Below are 19,233 nucleotides of genomic sequence, written 5' to 3'. Positions count from 1 at the left end.
TCCTAGCCTACTGTTGCTCCGCTGTCGGCAGCGGCAGGCTCGGGTGCCGCGGGTCCTGCGGGGGAGCCCGCGGCACGTGCGGCCACGCGGGCTGCGTGGACGGGCCCGTCCGGCACGTGCGCCGGACGGCGGGAGTCCAGTTCGCGGCGCAGCTCCGGCAGCACGTGCTCGCCGAACAGATCCAGCTGCTCCAGCACGGTCTTCAGCGGCAGCCCGGCATGGTCGATCAGGAACAGCTGGCGCTGGTAGTCGCCGAAGTACTCCTGGAAGGTCAGCGTCTTTTCCAGCACTTCCTGCGGGCTGCCGACGGTCAGCGGCGTCTGGGCGGTGAAGTCCTCCAGGGAGGGCCCGTGTCCGTAGACGGGGGCGTTGTCGAAGTAGGGGCGGAACTCCCGCACCGCGTCCTGCGAATTGGGCCGCATGAAGAACTGGCCGCCCAGGCCCACGATCGCCTGGTCCGCCGAACCGTGGCCGTAGTGCTCGTACCGTTCCCGGTACAGCCCGATCAGGCGCATGTAGTGCTCCTTGGGCCAGAAGATGTTGTTGGCGAAGAAGCCGTCCCCGAAGTACGCGGCGATCTCGGCGACCTGCGGGGTGCGGATGGAGCCGTGCCAGACGAACGGGGCGACCCCGTCGAGCGGCCGCGGGGTGGCGGTGAAGCCGCGCAGCGGGGTGCGGAACCTGCCTTCCCAGTTCACGACGTCGTTGTCCCACAGCTGGCGCAGCAGGTTGTAGTTCTCCACCGTCAGGTCCACCGAGTCCTGCGGGCTCTTCCCGAACCAGGGGTAGACCGGTGCGGTGTTGCCCCGGCCCAGGACCAGGTCCACCCTGCCGTCGGCGAGGTGCTGGAGCATCGCGAAGTCCTCCGCGATCTTCACCGGATCGTTGGTGGTGATCAGCGTGGTGGCGGTGGAGAGGATGATCCGCTCGGTCTGGGCGGCGATGTAGCCGAGCAGCGTGGTCGGGGAGGAGGCGTAGAACGGCGGATTGTGGTGCTCGCCGGTGGCGTACACGTCCATGCCGATCTCTTCGGCCTTCCGGGCGATGGCGACGGCGGCCTTGATCCGCTCGTGCTCCGTGGGGGTCCGGCCGGTGGTGGGGTCCGGAGTGATGTCGCTGACGCTGAAGACGCCGATCTGCATGGTGTGCCCTTCCGTGGAGTTACCGGTTAAGTATATGCATTTGCATCTACCAACCGCCACGGCCGCGGGGTTATTCCACCGGTGCGGCAGCACGGCGCGCCGCGCGGCGGGCGGCCGACTTCTCCCTCCGTCCTTCAACGAGGCGGTAGAGCACCGGCACCAGGATGAGGGTCAGCGCGGTGGAGGAGACCAGCCCGCCGATGACGACGATGGCCAGCGGGCGGGAAATGAATCCGCCCTCCCCGGTGAAGCCCAGCGCCATCGGGGTCAGGGCGAACACGGTGGCCAGGGCCGTCATCAGGATGGGCCGCAGCCGCTGCCGCGCCCCGCGCATGATGGCCTCCTGCAGCGGCATGCCCGGGCCGCCCTCCTCACGGGGCCGGCGGTACTGGTTGATCAGGTCCATCAGCACGATCGCGTTCGTCACCACGATCCCGACCAGCATCAGCATGCCCACCAGCGAGGGCAGGCCCACGGGCACGTTCGCCGCCAGCAGCAGCAGGATCGCGCCGGTGGCGGCGAAGGGCACCGAGACCAGCAGGATCAGCGGCTGGATCAGGGACTTGAAGGTGGCCACCATGATCACGTAGACAATGGCGACAGCGGCCAGCAGGGCCAGGCCCAGCTGCCGGAAGGACTCCTCCTGCTGGGTCGCGGCCCCGCTCAGCGACGCGGTCACGCTGGCGGGCAGGTCCAGGGTGTCCAGCTCGGCCTGGACCTCGGCGACGGTCGCGCCCAGGTTCTCTCCCGCGGGGGAGACGGAGACGACGGCGGTCCGCTCGCCGCCGGAGGAGGAGACCGACGTCGGCACCGCCACCTCCTCGACCGTGGCGACCTGTCCCAGCGTCAGGGCCCCGCCGCTGCCGGGCACGGGCAGCGCCCGCAGCTGGTCGATGTCGCTGATGTCGGTGCCCTCACCGATCAGGACGGGGAAGTCATCGGTGCCGATGCGCACCGACCCGCCGGGCAGGGGGCTGAGCGTGGCTGCGACCAGTCCGGAGATCTGCTCTTCGTCGAGGCCGGCGGCGACCGCGCGGGCCCGGTCCACGGTCACCTGGACCACGGGCTGGCTGGAGGAGAGGTTGCTCGTCACCTCCGCGCTGCCGGGCAGCTCCCGCATCGCGTCCGCCACCTGCTCCGCGGCGGGAGCCAGTTCGCCGGGATCACCGGCGGAGAGGCTGATGTCCACAGTGTTCGAGGTGCCGAACCCGCCCCCGGTGGTGCCGATGGAGATATCGCCCGCGCTGTCATCGAGGTCGTCGAGGCCGCTGCGCACGGCGTCGCGCAGGGCGACCTGGTCGGTGTCCGGTTCGGTGATCACCGTGAAGGACGCCGTGGAGGCGCTGCCGCCGGTGAAGGCGGAGAGTCCGGTGGAACTGGTGCCCATCGTGACCTGCACGTCCCGGACCCCGTCGATGCCGGTCAGGACCTCCTCCACCTCGGCCGCGGCGGCGGAGGTGCGTTCCAGGCTGCTGCCGGCAGGCAGCTCCTGGCTGACGCTGAACGTGTTCTGCCCGGTGTCCCCGAGCAGGTTGGTCTGCAGCAGCGGGGTCAGGGCCACGGTGCCGGCCAGGATCACCGCGCCCGCGGCCAGGGTGAGGCCGGGCCGGCGCTGCGTGCCGCGCAGGATCGGCAGGTACCCGCGCTGCAGCAGGGACCGCTGCTCCTTCGCCTCCGCCTCGGCCCGGAAGGCCTCAGGGTCCGCGACCGGCGGGCCGGACTTCAGGAACCAGTACGCCAGCACCGGAACGATGGTCAGCGAGACGAGCAGCGAGGCGAGCAGCGCCAGGGCGGTGGTCACCGCGAAGGGGCGGAACAGCTCGCCGGCGAGGTCGCCCACGAAGGCGATGGGGGCGAAGACGGCCACGGTGGTCAGGGTGGAGGCGGTGATCGCGCCGGCCACTTCGCGGACGGCGGTGAGGATGGCCGTGCGTTTGTCCTCGCCGTAGCCCAGGTGCCGCTTGATGTTTTCGATGACCACAATGGAGTCGTCCACCACCCGGCCGATCGCGATGGTCAGCGCGCCCAGGGTCAGGATGTTCAGGGAGTAGCCGAAGGCGTAGAGGCCGATGAAGGTCACCAGCAGCGACAGCGGGATGGACACCGCGGTGACCAGGGTGGAGCGGACCGAGAGCAGGAACACGAGGATCACCAGCACGGCGAAGCCGAGTCCGAGGATTCCCTCGGTGGTCAGGTTCTCGATGGATTCCTCGATGAAGGGCGCCTGGTCGAAGACCACGGTGAACCTGGCACCCGAGCCGAGTTCATCCGACAGGGCCGGCAGCAGCTCCACCACTTCGTGGGAGATGCCCACGGTGTCGCCGTCGGGGGTCTTGGTGATGGAGATGGCCAGCGTCGGCTCGCCGTTGGTGCGGGTGATGGACGTCTGCTCCCGGTCCTCGATCTGCACGGACGCCACGTCCGCGATGGTCGGGGGAGCCCCGCCGGCTGCCCCGTCCGCCGTCTCCAGGGGCAGGGCGGCGATTTTCTCCACGCTGTCCAGCGGGCTGCCCACCTGGATGGAGAGGCTGCGGCCCTCCTCCTCCAGGGTGCCGGCGGGGGTCAGGGCGCCGCTGTTCGCCAGCGCATCGGCGATCGCCGAGACCGGTACGCCGGCCTCGGCCAGCGCGGTCTCGTCCGGCAGGATGGAGACGAAGCGGGACGCGCCGCCGGTGACGTCGGCCGTGCGGACGCCTTCGATCTTCTGCAGCCGCGGCACGGTGAGCCGCTGCAGGTCCGCGCTGAGCTCGCTGAGCGGCTTGTCGGAGGAGACGGCCAGATACACGATGGGGAAGTCGCTGATGCTCCCGGCCAGGGACTGCGGGGTGACGTCCTCGGGCAGGACCTGGCGGGCGTTCGAGATGGCCCGGTCCACCTGCCCGCGTGCACGGTCCAGGTTGGTGCCGTAGGCGAACATCAGGTTGATGGTGGAGATGCCGGAGCGCGAGGTCGCCGAGGAGGATTCCAGGCCCTCGACGGCGGTCAGGGCCGCTTCCAGCGGCTCGCTGACCTGGGCATCCACCACTTCGGGCGAGGCGCCGGGCAGGGCGCTGACCACGGTGATCTGCGGAAACTCCAGGGCGGGAATGAGTTCCTGCTTGAGCGAGCCCAGGGAGATGACGCCGAACACCATCGTGAAGACGGTGATCAGCGCGATCAGGGCCCGGTTCGCCAGGGACAGTTTGGCCAAACGCTCCATGTGCCTTGCCTTGCTCAGGGGCTCAGCGGGGACCGGGATGCGGCGTCGGCCCGTGCGCGTCGCCGCGGGGGACTTGCTTGCAGCTCGGGGCCGGAGGAACAGTGTTCCTCCGGCCCCGAAGTGATGCTAACCGTCCAGGCCGAGGACCCGGTTGGTGTCGTTGGTCAGTTCCTCGAGCAGGTTCTCGTTCTCGTTGAGCTTGACGCCGTAGCCCGGGATCATTTCCTTGATCTTCGGCTCCCAGCCGCCGAATTCCTTCGGGAAGCAGCGCTTGAGCAGGTTCACCATGATCGGCGGGGCGGTGGATGCACCGGGCGAGGCGCCGAGCAGCGCGCCGACCGTGCCGTCGGCCGAGGTGATGAGCTCGGTGCCGAACTGCAGGATGCCGCCCTTCTTCGGGTCCTTCTTGATGACCTGGACGCGCTGGCCGGCGGTGATCAGCTCCCAGCCCTCGGTGGCGCCTTCGGGGTAGTACTCCTGCAGGGCGGCGGTCTTGCCTTCACGGGTCTTGAGGACCTCGGTGACCAGGTACTTGACCAGGGAGGTGTTGTCCTTGGCCACGGCCAGCATGGGGACCAGGTTGCCCGGGCGGACGGAGAACGGCAGGTCCAGCAGCGAGCCCTTCTTCAGGAACTTCGGCGAGAAACCGCCGTACGGTCCGAAGAGCAGGGAGCGGCGGCCTTCGACGAAGCGGGTGTCCAGGTGCGGCACCGACATCGGCGGGGCGCCCACGGAGGCCTGGCCGTACACCTTGGCGTTGTGCCGGGAAATGATGGTCTCGTCGGTGCAGCGCAGGAACTGGCCGGAGACGGGGAAGCCGCCGAAGCCCTTGCCCTCGGGGATCCCGGAGCGCTGGAGCAGGTGCAGCGCGCCGCCGCCGCCGCCGATGAACACGAACCGGGTGTGCACGGTGCGGGCCTCACCGGTGGCCCGGTTCTTCACGCGCACGTCCCAGCCGCCGTCGGAGGCCCGGGTCAGGTCCAGGACCTGGTGGCCGAAGTTGAGCTCCACGCCGGAGGCGCCGAGGTGGTCGACCAGCTGGCGGGTCAGGTTGCCGAAGTCGACGTCGGTGCCGCCGGCCACACGGGACGCGGCGACGCGCTGTCCGGCGTCGCGGCCCTCCATGATCAGCGGGGCCCATTCGGCGATCTTCGCGTGGTCCTCGCTGTGCTCCATGGTACGGAACAGAGGCTGGGCGCTGAGGGACTCGTACCGCCGGCGCAGGTAGTCGGCGTGTGCGTCGCCCCAGACGAAGCTCATGTGCGGAAGCGGGTTGATGAAGCTGTTGGAGATATGGCCCTGGGAGACCAGGAAGGACCAGAACTGCCGGGAAACCTGGAACTGCTCGTTGATGCCGATCGCCTTGGCCGGGTCGACGGACCCGTCCGGGCCGGCCGGGCTGTAGTTCAGCTCGCAGAGCGCCGCGTGGCCGGTACCGGCGTTGTTCCACGGATCGGAGCTCTCCAGGCCGGCCCGGTCCAGCCGCTCAAAGAGGGCAATGTTCCAGTCCGGGGCGAGCTGCTTCAGGAACGTACCGAGCGTGGCACTCATGATGCCGCCGCCGATCAGCAGTACGTCGGTTGTCGTGGCGGAACTCTCCGCCGGGCTTTGTGCAGTCAACTTCATATCTCCAGTCGCGTGGGCGCTAGCCCTAGAAGGGTATCTCTGAAAGCGCGCTTACAGACAATTCTCCGCGCTTGGAAGTCGCGGCGGGTCAGGTGGTCTGCGGATCAGTCAGTTCGATCAGGTTGAAGACCTCGTTGAGCACCGGGGAGGTCGGGTAGCGCACCACGCGCGGGGACATCGCGAGGATGGACACGGGGAAGGCCAGGGGCACGGCGGGAATCCGCGCGGAGATGCGGTCGGCGATCTCCGCGTAGGCGTCGGCCTGCTCCTGCCCGGCGGGCAGCGTCCGCGCCCGCTCGATCTTGGTGGCCAGCTGCGGGTCCTCGTAGCCGAATTCCTGGCTGTAGCTGCCGAAGAGCGGTCCGAGGAAGGTGTCCGGGTCCTCATAGGTGCCGGAAATGCCGAGCAGGTGCATGGCCCGGTCTCCGTCGGACTGCACCTGGTCCAGGTAGCCCTCGGACCAGTCCACCGGCAGCGGCCGGATGTTGAGCCCGACGGCGGTGAGCTGCCGGCTGAGCACCGCGTAGACCCGCTCCGGGGAGGGCAGGTACGCGCGGGTCACCCGGCGGGGGTAGTGGAAGGGCAGTTCGGCGCCGTCGTAGCCGATCTCCTCCAGCAGCGCCTTCGCCTTCTCCGGGTCGTAACCGTAGTTGGTGACCGATGAGGAGGTCAGTCCCAGCTTCTCCGGCAGGAACTGGTTGGCGGTCTTGGTGCCGTTGAGGAACAGGCCCTCCAACAGGGCGGGCTTGTCGATGGCATGGGCAATGGCCTGGCGCATCTTGGGCTCGTCCAGGCCCGGGAAATTCTGGTTCAGGCCCAGGTACAGCACTGAATAGGGGTCGCGCTGCAGGATCTGCTGGCCCCCGCGGGCGAGTTCGTCGACGTCGTCCACCGTGACCAGGTCATAGCCGTCCACCTCGCCGTCCTGCAGGGCGCGCAGCCGGCTGCTCGGGCTGGTGATCGTCTTGAACACCACAGTGCCGATCTGCCCGCGCGTTCCCCAGTATTCGGGGAAGGAGCGCAGGCGCACCTCGTCGCCCTCCCAGGAGTCGAAGCTGAACGGGCCGGTGCCCACCGGGTGCAGTCCGTACCGGCTGACGGGAATGTCATTCATCCGTTCGGTCAGCTCGTTGGCGGCGGCCTCGCGCAGCGCCTTGGGCGAGGACATGGCGAAGGCGGGGGAGGCCAGCGCGGGAATGAAGCCGGTCAGCCGGTTGCGCAGCGTCACCGCGACCGTGTACTCGTCCAGGACCTCGCAGGATTCATACAGTGCCAGGTCGGGGCTGTCGGAGTAGCCGCGGAACACGGCCCCGTACATGAGGTTCTCGGTGCCCCGGGCCGAAACCGGAAGGTTGTACCAGCGCTCGAAGTTGGCCCGCACGGCGTCGGCGTTGAACGGTTCGCCGTCATGGAAGCGGACATCGCTGCGCAGGGTGAAGGTGTAGGTCCGCCCGTCCTCGGACTCTTTCCAGCTGCTGGCCAGCAGCGGTGCCGGGGCGCTGGTGAGCGGATCGGTGCCGACGAGGCCCTCCAGCACCTGCCGGGTCACCCGGTGCGACTCGGTGTCCATGACCAGGGCCGGGTCCAGGCCCGCCGGGCGGGCGGCGGTGGCCAGGGTGAAGACGGCCGACGGCGCCGCGGCGGTGCTCGCTGCGGCGGAGGCGCTGCCGCTGGGCTCGCTGGTGCGGGCGGCGGTGCAGCCCGTCAACGCCAGGGCGGCTCCGGCCAGGCCGGCCCTCAGGACGGACCGGCGGTCGCAGGAACGGGCCACAGTTGCTTCTCCTTCGGGACGTGCGTCCCTGCAGTTCGGGGGTCGGATTCCAGTCTAGGCGATAAAAAACCCGCGAAACCGGAGGAGATCTGCCTCACACTCTTCCCTTTGTGCGGCAGGATGAGTCCATGACTGAATCCAGCCCTGCCCCGGCGCTGCTCGAGGTGAGCAACCTCGCCATTAACTTCCGCACCATCGACGGAGACGTCGAGGCCGTCAAGGAGGCGGGCTTCGTCCTGCCCCAGGGGCGGACCCTGGCCATCGTCGGTGAGTCCGGCTCCGGAAAATCCACGACGGCGATGGCCGTCATCGGGCTGCTGCCCGGCAACGGACGCGTCGTGTCCGGGTCCATCCGCTTTGACGGACAGGAACTCGTGGGCCTGCCCGAATCCAAGATGCGCGCCATCCGCGGCCGGTCCATCGGACTGGTTCCGCAGGATCCGATGTCCAACCTGAACCCGGTGACGAAGATCGGCACCCAGGTCGCCGAGACCCTCCTGGTCCACGGAATGGCCACGGGCAGGGACGTGGACCGGAAGGTCGTGGAGGTCCTGACCGCTGCCGGGCTGCCCGACGCCGCGGAACGGGCGAGGCAGTATCCGCACGAGTTTTCCGGCGGCATGCGGCAGCGGGCGCTGATCGCCATCGGGCTGGCCTGCCGGCCGCGGCTGCTGATCGCCGACGAGCCCACGAGCGCGCTTGACGTGACCGTGCAGCGCACGATCCTTGACCAGATCGACCGGATGACCGAGGAGCTGGGGACCTCCGTCCTGCTCATTACCCACGACCTCGGCCTGGCCGCCGAGCGCGCGAGCGACGTCGTGGTGATGCACCGGGGCCGGGTGGTGGAGACCGGGCCGGTGCGGCAGCTGCTCGAGGACCCGCAGCACCCCTACACCCAGTCCCTGGTCCGGGCCGCCCCGAGCGTGGCCGCCGTCCGGCTGACGCCGGGCGCGTTCGCCGCTCCGGCCCGGCGGCTCCACGCCGTCGATGCGCCGGCCGATGATGCCGGCGCCTCCGGCACCGCCGACGCCGGGACGCAGGCACCTGCGGAGCAGGCCGCTCCGCCTGCCGCGGCGCGGGACAACGCTGCCGCGCAGGACAACATTGTCGAGATCAGGGACCTGAGCAAGGTGTACAAGGTCCGCGGCAAGGGGGAGTTCCATGCCGTCAGGAACGTCTCGCTTGAGGTGCCGCGGGGGCAGACGGTGTCGATCGTCGGTGAGTCGGGCTCCGGCAAGACGACCACGGCGCGGATGCTGCTGAAGCTGGTGGAGCCCACCGCAGGCACCATGACCTTCGACGGCCAGGACGTGGCCGCGCTGAAGAAGGACGAGCTGCGGCAGTTCCGCCAGCGGGTCCAGCCCATCTTCCAGGACCCCTACTCCTCCCTTGACCCGATGTTCACCATCGAGCGGATCCTCGAGGAGCCGCTGAAGACATACCGCCGCGGTGACCGGTCCGAGCGGTCGGCGCGGGTGCGGGAGCTGATGGACCAGGTGGCGCTGCCGGCCTCCATGCTCACCCGGTATCCCGCCGAGCTGTCCGGCGGACAGCGCCAGCGCGTGGCGATCGCCCGGGCACTGGCACTGAAGCCGGAGCTGATCATCTGTGACGAACCGGTTTCCGCCCTGGACGTGCTGGTGCAGGCCCAGATCCTGACGCTTCTCGGGGACCTGCAGCGTGAGCTGGGGCTCAGCTACCTGTTCATTTCGCACGACCTCGCGGTGGTGCGGCTGATCTCCGACTACGTCTGCGTGATGAAGGACGGCGAGCTGGTGGAGGCTGCCACCTCGGAAGAGGTCTTCTCCAACCCGCGCCATCCCTATACGCGCAGGCTGCTGGCCTCCATTCCCGGCAACGAGCTGGGCATCGACGCCGCCGAGGAAGCCTCCTAGCGGGCGGGCGGTGGGCAAACCAAAAGGCTGCGGCCCCGGTGGAAACCGGGGCCGCAGCCTTTCCTGCGCCGGCGGTGCCTGCCGGCAGAGCACTTGCTACTTGCGCCGGGTCTTTGGATCGAGGGCCTCGCGCAGGGACTCTCCCAGCAGGGTGAAGCCGAGCGCAGTGACCGCGATGCAGATGCCGGGCAGGAACGCGAGCTGCGGTGCCACGGCGAGCTCGTTCTGGGCGTAGGTGAGCATGCGCCCCCACTCCGCGGATTCCGGCCGGCCGCCGCCCAGGCCCAGGAAGGACAGCGCCGCGGCGTCGATCACGGCCGTGGCAAGGGTCAGCGTGGCCTGCACGATGACCGGCCCCACGCTGTTGGGCAGCAGGTGGCTCATGGTGATCGTGCTGCGGCTCAGGCCCAGGGTCTGGGCGGACAGGATATAGTCGGCCCCGCGCTGGGAGAGCATGGAGGAGCGCAGCAGCCGGGCGAAGATCGGCACCTGGGAGACACCGATGGCGATCATCACCGCTGCCGGGGTCTGCCCCAGGACGGCGGCGATGCTCACGGCCAGCAGCAGGTTCGGCACGGAGAGCAGCACGTCCACGAACCGCATGATGAGCGAGTCCACCCAGCCGCCGAAGCCGCCGGCCAGCAGGCCCAGGATCATGCCGCCGGCCAGGCCGAGCGCCGTAGAGATGACGCCGATAAGCAGTGACGCGCGGGCACCCCAGATCAGCTTCGACACCACGTCCCCGCCGAAGCGGTCCAGGCCCAGGGGATACGCGTCCAGCTCGCCCGGACCCGGAATGGAGGTCGGGGTGATCTCCGTGCGGCCCGGCAGGTCCTCCCCGCCGTAAGGGGCCAGGACCGGTGCCAGGATGGCCACCAGCAGGAACAGGCCGATGATGACCGCCCCGGCGATGGCCGCCGGGTTGCGGCGCAGGCGCCGGAAGGCGTCGCGCCACATGCCGCTGCCGCGGGCCTCGGCGGTCAGCGGCTTCTCGTCGGGGGTCGTTACGGTTCCGCCGGGTGACGGCGGCAGGACTGTACTCATTGCACCCTCACCCTCGGGTCGATGAAGCCGTAGGACACATCAACCAGCAGGTTGATCAGCGAGTACGCCACGGCAATGAAAATGATGAAGCCCTGCAGCACCGGATAGTCCAGGTTGAAGATGGCGTCCCGCAGGAAGCGTCCGATGCCGTTGAAGGCGAACACCGTTTCGGTGAGCACCGCCCCGGAGATCAGCAGGCCGGTCTGCAGGCCGATGGTCGTGGTGACCGGCAGCATGGCGTTGCGCAGCACGAACCGGCCGCGGATCGTCTTCTCCATCAGGCCTTTGGCACGGGCGGTGCGTACATAGTCCGCGCCCTGCACCTCCAGGACGGAGGCGCGGGTGATGCGCACGATGATGGCCAGCGGAATGGTGCCCAGGGCGATGGCCGGCAGCACCAGGTGCATGATCGCGTCCCAGGAGGCATCCCACTCCCGGGTCAGCAGGCCGTCCAGCACGTAGAACTCGGTGACGTGCGTTGCGTTGATCCTTGGATCCTGCCGGCCGTCGGTGGGGAACCACCCCAGCTGGATGGCGAAGGCCCACTTGAGCATGAAGGCAAGGAAGAACACCGGAATGGTGATGCCCAGCAGGGAAAGGACCACGGAGCCGTGGTCCAGGATGCGCCCCTGGTGGCGGGCGGCGAGGTAGCCGAGCGGAATGCCGATGGCGATCGCGAAGATCAGGGCGACGACGGCAAGTTCCAGCGTCGCGGGAAAACGGTTGGCGAACTCCTCGAGCACGGGCCGGCCCGTGACGGTGGAGACGCCGAAGTCTCCCTGCAGCAGCTTGCCGACATAGGTCAGGTACTGCTCGTGCAGGGGACGGTCGAAGCCGTAGGCCTCATTGATGCGGGCAATGGCTTCAGGTGTGGCCTTTTCGCCCAGCAGGGCGGTGGCCGGCCCGCCCGGAAGGCTGCGTACCCAGAGGAACAGCAGGACCGAGAGGCCGAAGAGGGTGGGGACCAGCAGGAGCAGGCGTTTGCCGATGACTCGCAGCACGGAAGTCCTTTCTCAGCCCGGAAGGAGCTGACAGGAGTCGAGAAAGGTCGGCCGGAAGGCCGGGGACGGCGTGCGTCCCCGGCCTTCCGGTGGATGGTTTCGCTACTCGGTGAGCTGGATCTTGTTGAAGACCTCGTCGTTGACGGGGCTGGCCGGGTAGGACTCGACCCGCTCGGAGAACGCCAGCGACGGCGCCGGGTGCGCCAGCGGCACCGCGGGCAGGAACTGGGCGATGTCCTCGTTGATCTGTTCGTACATCGGGGTCTGCTCCTCGACCTTGGTCACCTGGCGGGCTTCCTCCAGGGCCTGGAACAGCTCGGGGTTGTTGAAGCCGAACTCGTCCTTCTCGCTGCCGAAGAACACGCCGACGAAGTTGTCGGTGTCGTTGTAGTCGCCGGTCCAGCCGAGCAGGTGCAGGCCGTGGTCGGGCGTGGCCTGGACCTGGTCCAGGTAGTCCGGGGACCACTTGGCAGGCTTGGCCTCAACGGTGATGCCCACCTCGGCCAGCTGGGCCGAGATGTTGGAGAACACCTGTTCCGGTGTCGGCATGTACGGGCGGGAGACGCCGGTGGGGTAGTTGAAGTCGATGGTGAAGCCCTCCGGGTAGCCGGCCTCGGCCAGCAGGGACTTCGCCTTCTCCGGGTCGTACTCGTAGGTGGTGACGTCCTCGTTGTAGCCGTTGACCACCTCGGGGATGAACTGGGTGGCCACCTTGGTGCCTTCCGGCAGGGTCTGCCGGACCAGGGCGTCCTTGTCGATCGCGTGGGCGATGGCCTGGCGGACCAGCGGATCGGCCAGCTGCTCGACCTGCTGGTTCATGCCCAGGTAGAGGATGGTGAACGGCTCGCGGGGAATGACGTTGAAGCCCTCGTCGGTCAGGGCCTGGGTATCGGCGGGCGCCACCAGGTCATAGCCGTCGATGTCGCCGGCCTGCAGGGCCTGGCGGCGGGAGTTCGGGTCGTCGATGACGCGGAAGATGATGTCGGTGACCTGGCCCTGCTCGCCCCAGTAGTCCTCGTAGGCGGAGAGGGTGATCTGGTTGCCCACTTCCCAGCCCTCGAACTTGAACGGGCCGGTGCCGGTCGGGTGCTCCTTGGCGTAGGCGGTCAGCTCCGGAGCCTCCTCGGTGCCCGAGGCGTTGTTGGCGCCGTGCTCCTCCATGGCGGCCGGGCTCTGCATGGCGAAGGCCGGCAGGGACAGGGCGGCGATGAATCCGGCGAACGGCTTGGCCAGGGTGACCGTGGCCTCGGTGTCTCCGGTTGCTTCACAGGACTCATAGGTGGCGGCCTCGGGGGTGTCCGAGAAGCCCTTGAACAGCATCCGGTAGTAATAGGCCTGGCTCTCGGCCTGCTGGATGCCGGTGAAGTTGTACCAGCGGTCGAAGTTCGCGCAGACGGCCTCGCCGTTGAACTCGGTGCCGTCGTGGAAGGTCACGCCTTCCTTGAGGTCGAAGGTGTAGGTCAGCCCGTCCTCGGAGATCTCCCAGTCCTCGGCCAGCAGCGGCTCGGGATCGGCCGTGCCTTCCTTGACTCCGACCAGGCCTTCGAAGATCTGGCGGCTGACACGGAAGGATTCCCCGTCAGAGGCGAAGGCCGGGTCCAGGGACTTCGGGTCGGACGAGGCCGCAAAAATGAACGTGCCGTCGACGTTGGATTCCCCGCCGCCGCCGGCGTCGCCGTCGCGGTTGCTCTCGGCGCAGCCGGAGAGGATGAGGGCGCTCATGGCGAGTCCGGCCGTGATGGCCGAGGCCCGCCTGCCGGCCGGGCGGCGCCCGGCGTTCTTGCCAGCAGGTGACATATCGGTGCTCCTAGGGGCGAGTGGTAGGTCACGGCGCGGTGGCGCCGCGACTGTGTCATGCGACACAAGCCATGCACAGAGCCTAGGGGCATCGACGGCCCGGGACGGGCAGGCGGAAGGCGGGTGTGGTCACAATTGGGTCACGGCGTGCCTGGGCGGCGCCGGACGCAGGAAAGGTGCCGGAACGCAGAACACCCCGACCGATGGGTCGGGGTGTCGGAACCGAAGGGCTCAGGTGCCGCCCGTCAGCGGGTCGGCGGAGAAGTGCGCGAGGAGGGACTTGAACCCCCACGTCCGAAGACACTGGAACCTAAATCCAGCGCGTCTGCCAATTTCGCCACTCGCGCCTGGCCGCCCCCTGGGGGCCGGGCCAGCCTACAGTGTACCGGAGCCTAGTCGAGGCCGAGGTCGCGGCGCAGCTTGGCAACGTGCCCGGTGGCGCGGACGTTATACTGGGCGAGGCTCACCACGCCCTCCGGATCGATCACGATTGTGGAACGGATGAGTCCTTCATAGACTTTTCCGTAGTTCTTCTTCTCGCCCCAGGCGCCGTAGGCTTCGGCCACGGCATGGTCCGGGTCGGAGAGCAGCGGGAAGTTCAGCGCCTGGTCCTCCGTGAACCTGGCCAGCTTGCTGACCGGATCGGGTGAGATGCCCAGGACGGCGTAGCCGGACTGCTGCAGGCCGGCCAGGCTGTCCCGGAAGTCGCAGGCTTCCTTGGTGCAGCCGGGAGTGGCTGCGGCGGGATAAAAGTAAACAATGACACTGCGGCCGGAAAAGTCGGACAGTGAGACCGGGGTTGACGCCGAGTCTTCGAGGGTGAAATCGGGGGCGACGTCGCCGACGGTCAGTCTGGACATGAGGTGCTCCTGTTTGTATCGATTAGGTTGCGGGGCCCGGGGCCGCGCGACAGCTCAGGACTGCGGTGGCTATCGTAGTCAGTGGATTTCAGGCTAGCCGATCGGCCTAATGAATCCGAACCCCTGAAAGGAAGAGTTCTGCTTTATGCCGGATATGGAGCGTTGGCCCACCGGTCGCCTGTTGTCGACTGCCGCACGGCTTGTTGAGCACGCCTGGAATGAGCGGCTGGTCAGCATCGGAGTAACCCACGCCGGCGTCATCGCCTTGGGCGTGCTTGATTCCCAGGGCCCCATGACGCAGGCCCACCTTGCCCAGCTGGTGCGGGTGCAGGCCCAGACCATGGGCAAGACCCTGGCGCGGCTGGAAAGCCACGGGCACGTCAAGCGCGTGCGCAACGACATGGACAAACGCAGCCACATGGTCTCGATCACCGACCAGGGCCGCGAGGCCCTGCGTGAAGCGCAGAACATCGAGCGGACCCTGCTGGAAGGCGGCGAGCTGATGTCCGAGGAGCTGCGCGGGCAGCTGCGCCGCGTCATCACCGAATTGGGCAGCCCCCGCTGGCAGGCCGCGGTCGATGTCTCCGGGATCCCGGTGGCCATCGATCCGGCTCCGGGGATGCCGCAGCCTCCGGTGTTGAACGCCGGGTAGTCACGTACGTTCCGCGACGGCGGGAGGAAGGCCTTCGGGGCCTCCTCCCGCCGTCGTCGTTTGTGGTCCCGGCGTCAGGGGAGGGCCCGGTTCGTCGGCGCCGCACAATACAAAAAGACTCCCGCCGACAGTGTCGGCGGGAGTCTTTATTGTGGTGCACCCCCCGGGACTTGAACCCGGAACCCATTGATTAAGAGTCAATTGCTCTGCCAATTGAGCTAGAGGTGCATTTTGCTGCTGCGCCGGATATCTCCGCGGTGCGCTGCAACGACATGAAACATTACCAGCACTCTGCCCGGAACCTGAAATTCAGGCGGTAAAAGTAGGGCAGATCACATTCCGGAGGGGTCGGGGCGCCTGATCACGCACTCGCCGGCGGTGCCGTCCCACTCCGGCCCGGCCTCCACCACCCAGACGCGCCGCGGTTCCGGGCGGGACGGATCGGCCGGCGCCGGCGGTCGGCGTTGGATCCGGCGGGGGAGTGCGCCCCGCCAGGCGCCGTGTCGCGCGTCCTCCTGCCCGTCCGCACCGTCCGCGCCCCGCCGGACGGTCACCGTGACGGAGCCCGGGTCCGGCCGGCCGTCCCGGCTCCCGGCGCCCGGTGAGCCGGGCGGAGGTGAATCGCGGTCCGTCCGCCGGCGGATCGCGGCGGCCAGGGCGCCGCCGGCAAGCGCCGCCGCGAACACCAGCCGATTGAGCCGTGAGCGTTCCATCGCCGCTCCTCCCGTCGATGCCGCAGTGCTTCCTATGACGGTAGGACGGCGCCGCGCCGGCGGTAAACCCGCACGGACGGCGCGCGCCCCGGCGGCGTCGGATGCGCTGATCCGCGCCGGTAGGCTGGCGGACATGGCAGACCAGATTCCGTTCCGTCCCGTCCGCACGCTCACCGTTCCGGATGCGCAGCTGCTGCGTGATCTGGGCCCGCTGCCCGAAGCCATCACGGCCGCGGTATGGGACCTGGCCGGGGAACCGGAGGGCGTGGACGCCGCGGAAGTGGACGCCGTCGTCCTGCCCTACGCTCCCGCCGGCGACTGGGCCCCGGCGCTGGCGAGGGCGCCGCGCCTGCAGCTGGTGCAGACTCAGACCACGGGCTATGACGGCGTGCCCGAACTCGTCGGACCGCAGACCGCGGTTGCCACCGCCGCCGGAGTCCATGCGGCCGCCACCGCCGAACTCGCCCTCGGGCTGATGATCGCCTCGCTTCGGGGCATCCCGGAGGCCGTCCGCAGCCAGGGGCGGCAGCTCTGGGAACCGGCGCGCTGGCCCGGCCTGGCGGACCGGCGTGTCCTGCTCCTGGGGGTGGGCGGCATCGGCCGCGAAATCGCGGCGCGGCTGAAACCGTTCGACGTGGAGCTGACCCGGGTGGGATCCCGCGCGCGCACCGACGCGGACGGGCAGGTGCACGGGGCCGCCGAGCTGACCGGGCTGGCGCGCACGGCCGAGGTGCTCGTGGTCATCACCCCGCTGAACGGGGACACCCGCCACCTGGTCAATGCCGAGGTCCTTGCCGCGCTGCCCGACGGTGCGCTGGTGGTCAACGTGGCCCGCGGGCCCGTCGTCGACACCGCGGCCCTGACCCGTGAAGTCGTGTCCGGCAGGCTGCGGGCCGCCCTCGACGTCGTGGATCCGGAGCCGCTTCCGTCCGGCCACCCGCTCTGGTCGGCGCCCAATGCGCTGATCACCCCGCACAACGGCGGCAACAGCGGCGCGTTTCCGCCGCGGATCGCCGCCCTGCTGCGGCGGCAGGCCGCCCGTTTGGCAGCCGGCAGGGAACCGGAGAACCTTGTCATCCCCGGCCCCTGGGGGCGGGCTCCTAGCCGATCCGGCGGAACTCCGCCAGGAACCCGGTGAAGTCCTCCAGGTCCGCGGCCTGCTCGACCACCCCGGCGCCGCAGGCCACCGGCAGCCCGGCCTTGGGATGCACCTCGAACGTAAAGACACGGCCGGTGATCGTCGCGACGGCCAGCCGGCCCGGCCCGACCGGCTCGGTGTGGGCCAGGTTGGTGGACCCGACGGACGTCGGCACCTCAATGCCCTCGAGGGTGCGCGGGTCGAAGGGGGCGAAGATGAGCTCCAGGGGGGTCCAGCGGTAGCCCAGCACATAGTGCCGGTCGTCGTCCCCGGCCGGCGAGGCGCAGACCAGGTTGTAGCTTCCGTAGTTCGGAATCTGGGAGTCGAAAATCCTCCGCAGGGCCGCCTTGAGTTCGTCGCTGTCCGGGTGTCCCTGATCGGCAGTCATGGGGCCAGTCTAGGGAGGCGGAGCGCCGTCGAGGGAGCCCGGGCGCCGGACTGTTACCTGATCGTCAGCACCGGCCGGGAACCGTCCCGGCCCGTCCGGTCGTTGGAAACCGGGGGAGGTCCAGGCAGGAAACATGTTCGTAACACGGCACCGCGCCCCGTCACATCCCCGGGCCGCGACCGGCAATGGTCATAGGATTTAGCGCATGAGCGTGGAGAACACCCCAGACATCAAACCGAGAAGCCGTGTCGTCACCGACGGCATTCACGCTGCCCCGGCCCGCGGCATGTTCCGTGCGGTCGGCATGGGCGACGACGACTTCGCCAAACCCCAGATCGGCATCGCCAGTTCCTGGAACGAAATCACCCCCTGCAACCTGTCGCTGAACCGCCTGGCCCAGGGAGCCAAGGAAGGCGTGCACGCAGGCGGCGGCTTCCCCATGCAGTTCGGCACCATCTCCGTCTCCGACGGCATCTCGATGGGCCACGAAGGCATGCACTTCTCCCTGGTCTCCCGTGAGGTCATCGCGGACTCCGTCGAAACCGTCATGATGGCCGAACGCCTCGACGGCTCCGTGCTGCTGGCCGGCTGCGACAAGTCCCTGCCCGGCATGCTGATGGCCGCCGCCCGGCTCGACCTCTCCAGCGTCTTCCTGTACGCCGGGTCCATCATGCCCGGCTGGGTCACCCTCGAAGACGGGTCGGAGAAGCAGGTCACCCTCATCGACGCCTTCGAAGCCGTCGGCGCCTGCGCCGCCGGCAAGATGAGCCGCGGCGACCTCGACCGTATCGAACGGGCCATCTGCCCCGGCGAAGGCGCCTGCGGCGGCATGTACACCGCCAACACCATGGCCTGCATCGGCGAGGCCCTGGGCATGTCCCTGCCCGGCTCCGCCGCCCCGCCCTCGGCGGACCGGCGCCGCGACGAGTTCGCCCGCAAGTCCGGCGAAGCCGTCGTGAACCTGCTGCGCAAGGGCATCACCGCCCGCGACATCATGACCAAGAAGGCCTTCGAAAACGCCATCGCCGTCACCATGGCCTTCGGCGGCTCCACCAACGCCGTCCTGCACCTGCTGGCCATCGCCCGCGAGGCCGAGGTGGACCTGACGCTCGAGGACTTCAACCGCATCGGCGACAAGATCCCCCACCTGGGCGACCTGAAGCCGTTCGGCCGCTACGTGATGACCGACGTGGACAAGATCGGCGGCGTGCCCGTGATCATGCGGGCACTGCTCGACGCCGGCCTGCTCCACGGCGACTGCCTCACCGTCACCGGCAAGACCGTGGCCGAGAACCTGGCCGAGATCAACCCGCCGGACGTCGACGGCAAGATCCTGCGCGCCCTGGACAACCCCATCCACAAGACCGGCGGCATCACCATCCTGCACGGCTCGATGGCCCCCGAAGGCGCCGTGGTGAAGAGCGCCGGCTTCGACGCCGACATCTTCGAAGGCACCGCCCGCGTCTTCGAACGCGAACAGGGTGCCCTCGACGCCCTCGACAACGGCGAGATCCACGCCGGCGACGTCGTCGTCATCCGCTACGAAGGCCCCAAGGGCGGCCCGGGCATGCGCGAAATGCTCGCGATCACCGGCGCCATCAAGGGCGCCGGCCTCGGCAAGGATGTCCTGCTGCTCACCGACGGCCGGTTCTCCGGCGGCACCACCGGCCTGTGCATCGGGCACGTCGCCCCCGAAGCCGTCGACGGCGGCCCCATCGCCTTCGTGAAGGACGGCGACCGGATCCGCGTCGACATCGCCGCCCGCAGCTTCGACCTGCTGGTGGAGCCGGAGGAGCTGGAAGCCCGCAGGGTCGGCTGGCAGCCGCTGCCCGCCAAGTTCACCAAGGGTGTCCTGGCCAAGTACGCCAAGATGGTCAATTCCGCCTCCACGGGGGCTTACTGCGGCTGATACGCCTCCCCAAGCGCATCCGCCCGGGGGCGGATGCGCTTGGGGCCCCTGCGTTGCAGCCTTATTAAGCCCTGCCGCCGAAGTGCCTCAATGGT

General features: G+C 69.0%; 14 protein-coding genes and 2 tRNA genes. 4 read left to right on the top strand and 12 right to left on the bottom strand.

Annotated elements, in window-relative coordinates:
• Positions 1-2 precede the first annotated feature (2 nt).
• The 4 genes from AC5RV6_RS00155 to AC5RV6_RS00140 form a co-directional block, all read right to left on the bottom strand.
• Positions 3-1,142, bottom strand: coding sequence for an LLM class flavin-dependent oxidoreductase (locus AC5RV6_RS00155; RefSeq protein ID WP_494005264.1), 1,140 nt, complete (start codon positions 1,140-1,142; stop codon positions 3-5).
• 70 nt (positions 1,143-1,212) lie between these two features.
• Entirely contained in the window at positions 1,213-4,341 is a 3,129-nt protein-coding gene (locus AC5RV6_RS00150; protein ID WP_494005263.1) for an efflux RND transporter permease subunit, read from the bottom strand.
• A 126-nt stretch (positions 4,342-4,467) separates the two neighbouring features.
• On the bottom strand, positions 4,468-5,967 hold the full coding sequence (locus AC5RV6_RS00145; RefSeq protein ID WP_494005262.1) for a malate:quinone oxidoreductase: 1,500 nt from the start codon (positions 5,965-5,967) through the stop codon (positions 4,468-4,470).
• A gap of 88 nt (positions 5,968-6,055) precedes the next feature.
• Positions 6,056-7,738 (bottom strand): ABC transporter substrate-binding protein, encoded by a 1,683-nt coding sequence (locus AC5RV6_RS00140; protein WP_494005261.1) that lies wholly within the window; start codon positions 7,736-7,738, stop codon positions 6,056-6,058.
• 128 nt (positions 7,739-7,866) lie between these two features.
• Between AC5RV6_RS00140 and AC5RV6_RS00135 the strand changes: the two genes are divergently transcribed.
• Entirely contained in the window at positions 7,867-9,636 is a 1,770-nt protein-coding gene (locus tag AC5RV6_RS00135) for an ABC transporter ATP-binding protein (RefSeq protein ID WP_494005260.1), read from the top strand.
• A 96-nt stretch (positions 9,637-9,732) separates the two neighbouring features.
• Here the strand turns inward: AC5RV6_RS00135 and AC5RV6_RS00130 are convergent, their stop codons facing one another.
• The 5 genes from AC5RV6_RS00130 to bcp form a co-directional block, all read right to left on the bottom strand.
• Positions 9,733-10,680: an ABC transporter permease gene (locus tag AC5RV6_RS00130; RefSeq protein ID WP_494005259.1), complete on the bottom strand. Its 948-nt coding sequence runs from the start codon at positions 10,678-10,680 to the stop codon at positions 9,733-9,735.
• A complete protein-coding gene (locus tag AC5RV6_RS00125) occupies positions 10,677-11,681 on the bottom strand; it encodes an ABC transporter permease (protein WP_494005258.1) in 1,005 nt (334 codons plus the stop codon). Before AC5RV6_RS00125 ends, AC5RV6_RS00130 begins: the two co-directional genes overlap by 4 nt.
• Positions 11,682-11,783: 102 nt before the next feature.
• On the bottom strand, positions 11,784-13,478 hold the full coding sequence (locus tag AC5RV6_RS00120; RefSeq protein WP_494005257.1) for an ABC transporter substrate-binding protein: 1,695 nt from the start codon (positions 13,476-13,478) through the stop codon (positions 11,784-11,786).
• A 265-nt stretch (positions 13,479-13,743) separates the two neighbouring features.
• Positions 13,744-13,825, bottom strand: a tRNA-Leu gene (locus AC5RV6_RS00115).
• A gap of 45 nt (positions 13,826-13,870) precedes the next feature.
• Positions 13,871-14,338, bottom strand: coding sequence for a thioredoxin-dependent thiol peroxidase (gene bcp / locus AC5RV6_RS00110; RefSeq protein WP_494005256.1), 468 nt, complete (start codon positions 14,336-14,338; stop codon positions 13,871-13,873).
• A 181-nt stretch (positions 14,339-14,519) separates the two neighbouring features.
• On the opposite strand from bcp, the gene AC5RV6_RS00105 reads away from it, so the two are divergent.
• On the top strand, positions 14,520-14,990 hold the full coding sequence (locus AC5RV6_RS00105) for a MarR family winged helix-turn-helix transcriptional regulator (protein ID WP_494005255.1): 471 nt from the start codon (positions 14,520-14,522) through the stop codon (positions 14,988-14,990).
• A gap of 152 nt (positions 14,991-15,142) precedes the next feature.
• Here AC5RV6_RS00105 and AC5RV6_RS00100 read toward each other — a convergent pair.
• Positions 15,143-15,218, bottom strand: a tRNA-Lys gene (locus AC5RV6_RS00100).
• Between the two features lie 104 nt (positions 15,219-15,322).
• Positions 15,323-15,703, bottom strand: coding sequence for a hypothetical protein (locus tag AC5RV6_RS00095; protein WP_494005254.1), 381 nt, complete (start codon positions 15,701-15,703; stop codon positions 15,323-15,325).
• 133 nt (positions 15,704-15,836) lie between these two features.
• Between AC5RV6_RS00095 and AC5RV6_RS00090 the strand changes: the two genes are divergently transcribed.
• Positions 15,837-16,841 carry a 2-hydroxyacid dehydrogenase gene (locus AC5RV6_RS00090; RefSeq protein WP_494005253.1) on the top strand — a complete coding sequence of 335 codons (1,005 nt, stop codon included), beginning with the start codon at positions 15,837-15,839 and terminating at the stop codon, positions 16,839-16,841.
• Here AC5RV6_RS00090 and AC5RV6_RS00085 read toward each other — a convergent pair.
• A complete protein-coding gene (locus AC5RV6_RS00085; RefSeq protein WP_494005252.1) occupies positions 16,804-17,229 on the bottom strand; it encodes a hypothetical protein in 426 nt (141 codons plus the stop codon). The genes AC5RV6_RS00090 and AC5RV6_RS00085 overlap by 38 nt on opposite strands.
• A 205-nt stretch (positions 17,230-17,434) precedes the next feature.
• On the opposite strand from AC5RV6_RS00085, the gene ilvD reads away from it, so the two are divergent.
• Positions 17,435-19,138, top strand: a complete 1,704-nt coding sequence (ilvD, locus tag AC5RV6_RS00080) for a dihydroxy-acid dehydratase (RefSeq protein ID WP_494005251.1) — start codon at positions 17,435-17,437, stop codon at positions 19,136-19,138.
• The last annotated feature ends 95 nt before the right edge of the window (positions 19,139-19,233 follow it).

The organism is Arthrobacter saudimassiliensis (genome assembly GCF_059090665.1).
This window is presented reverse-complemented; position numbering and strand designations above follow the sequence as displayed.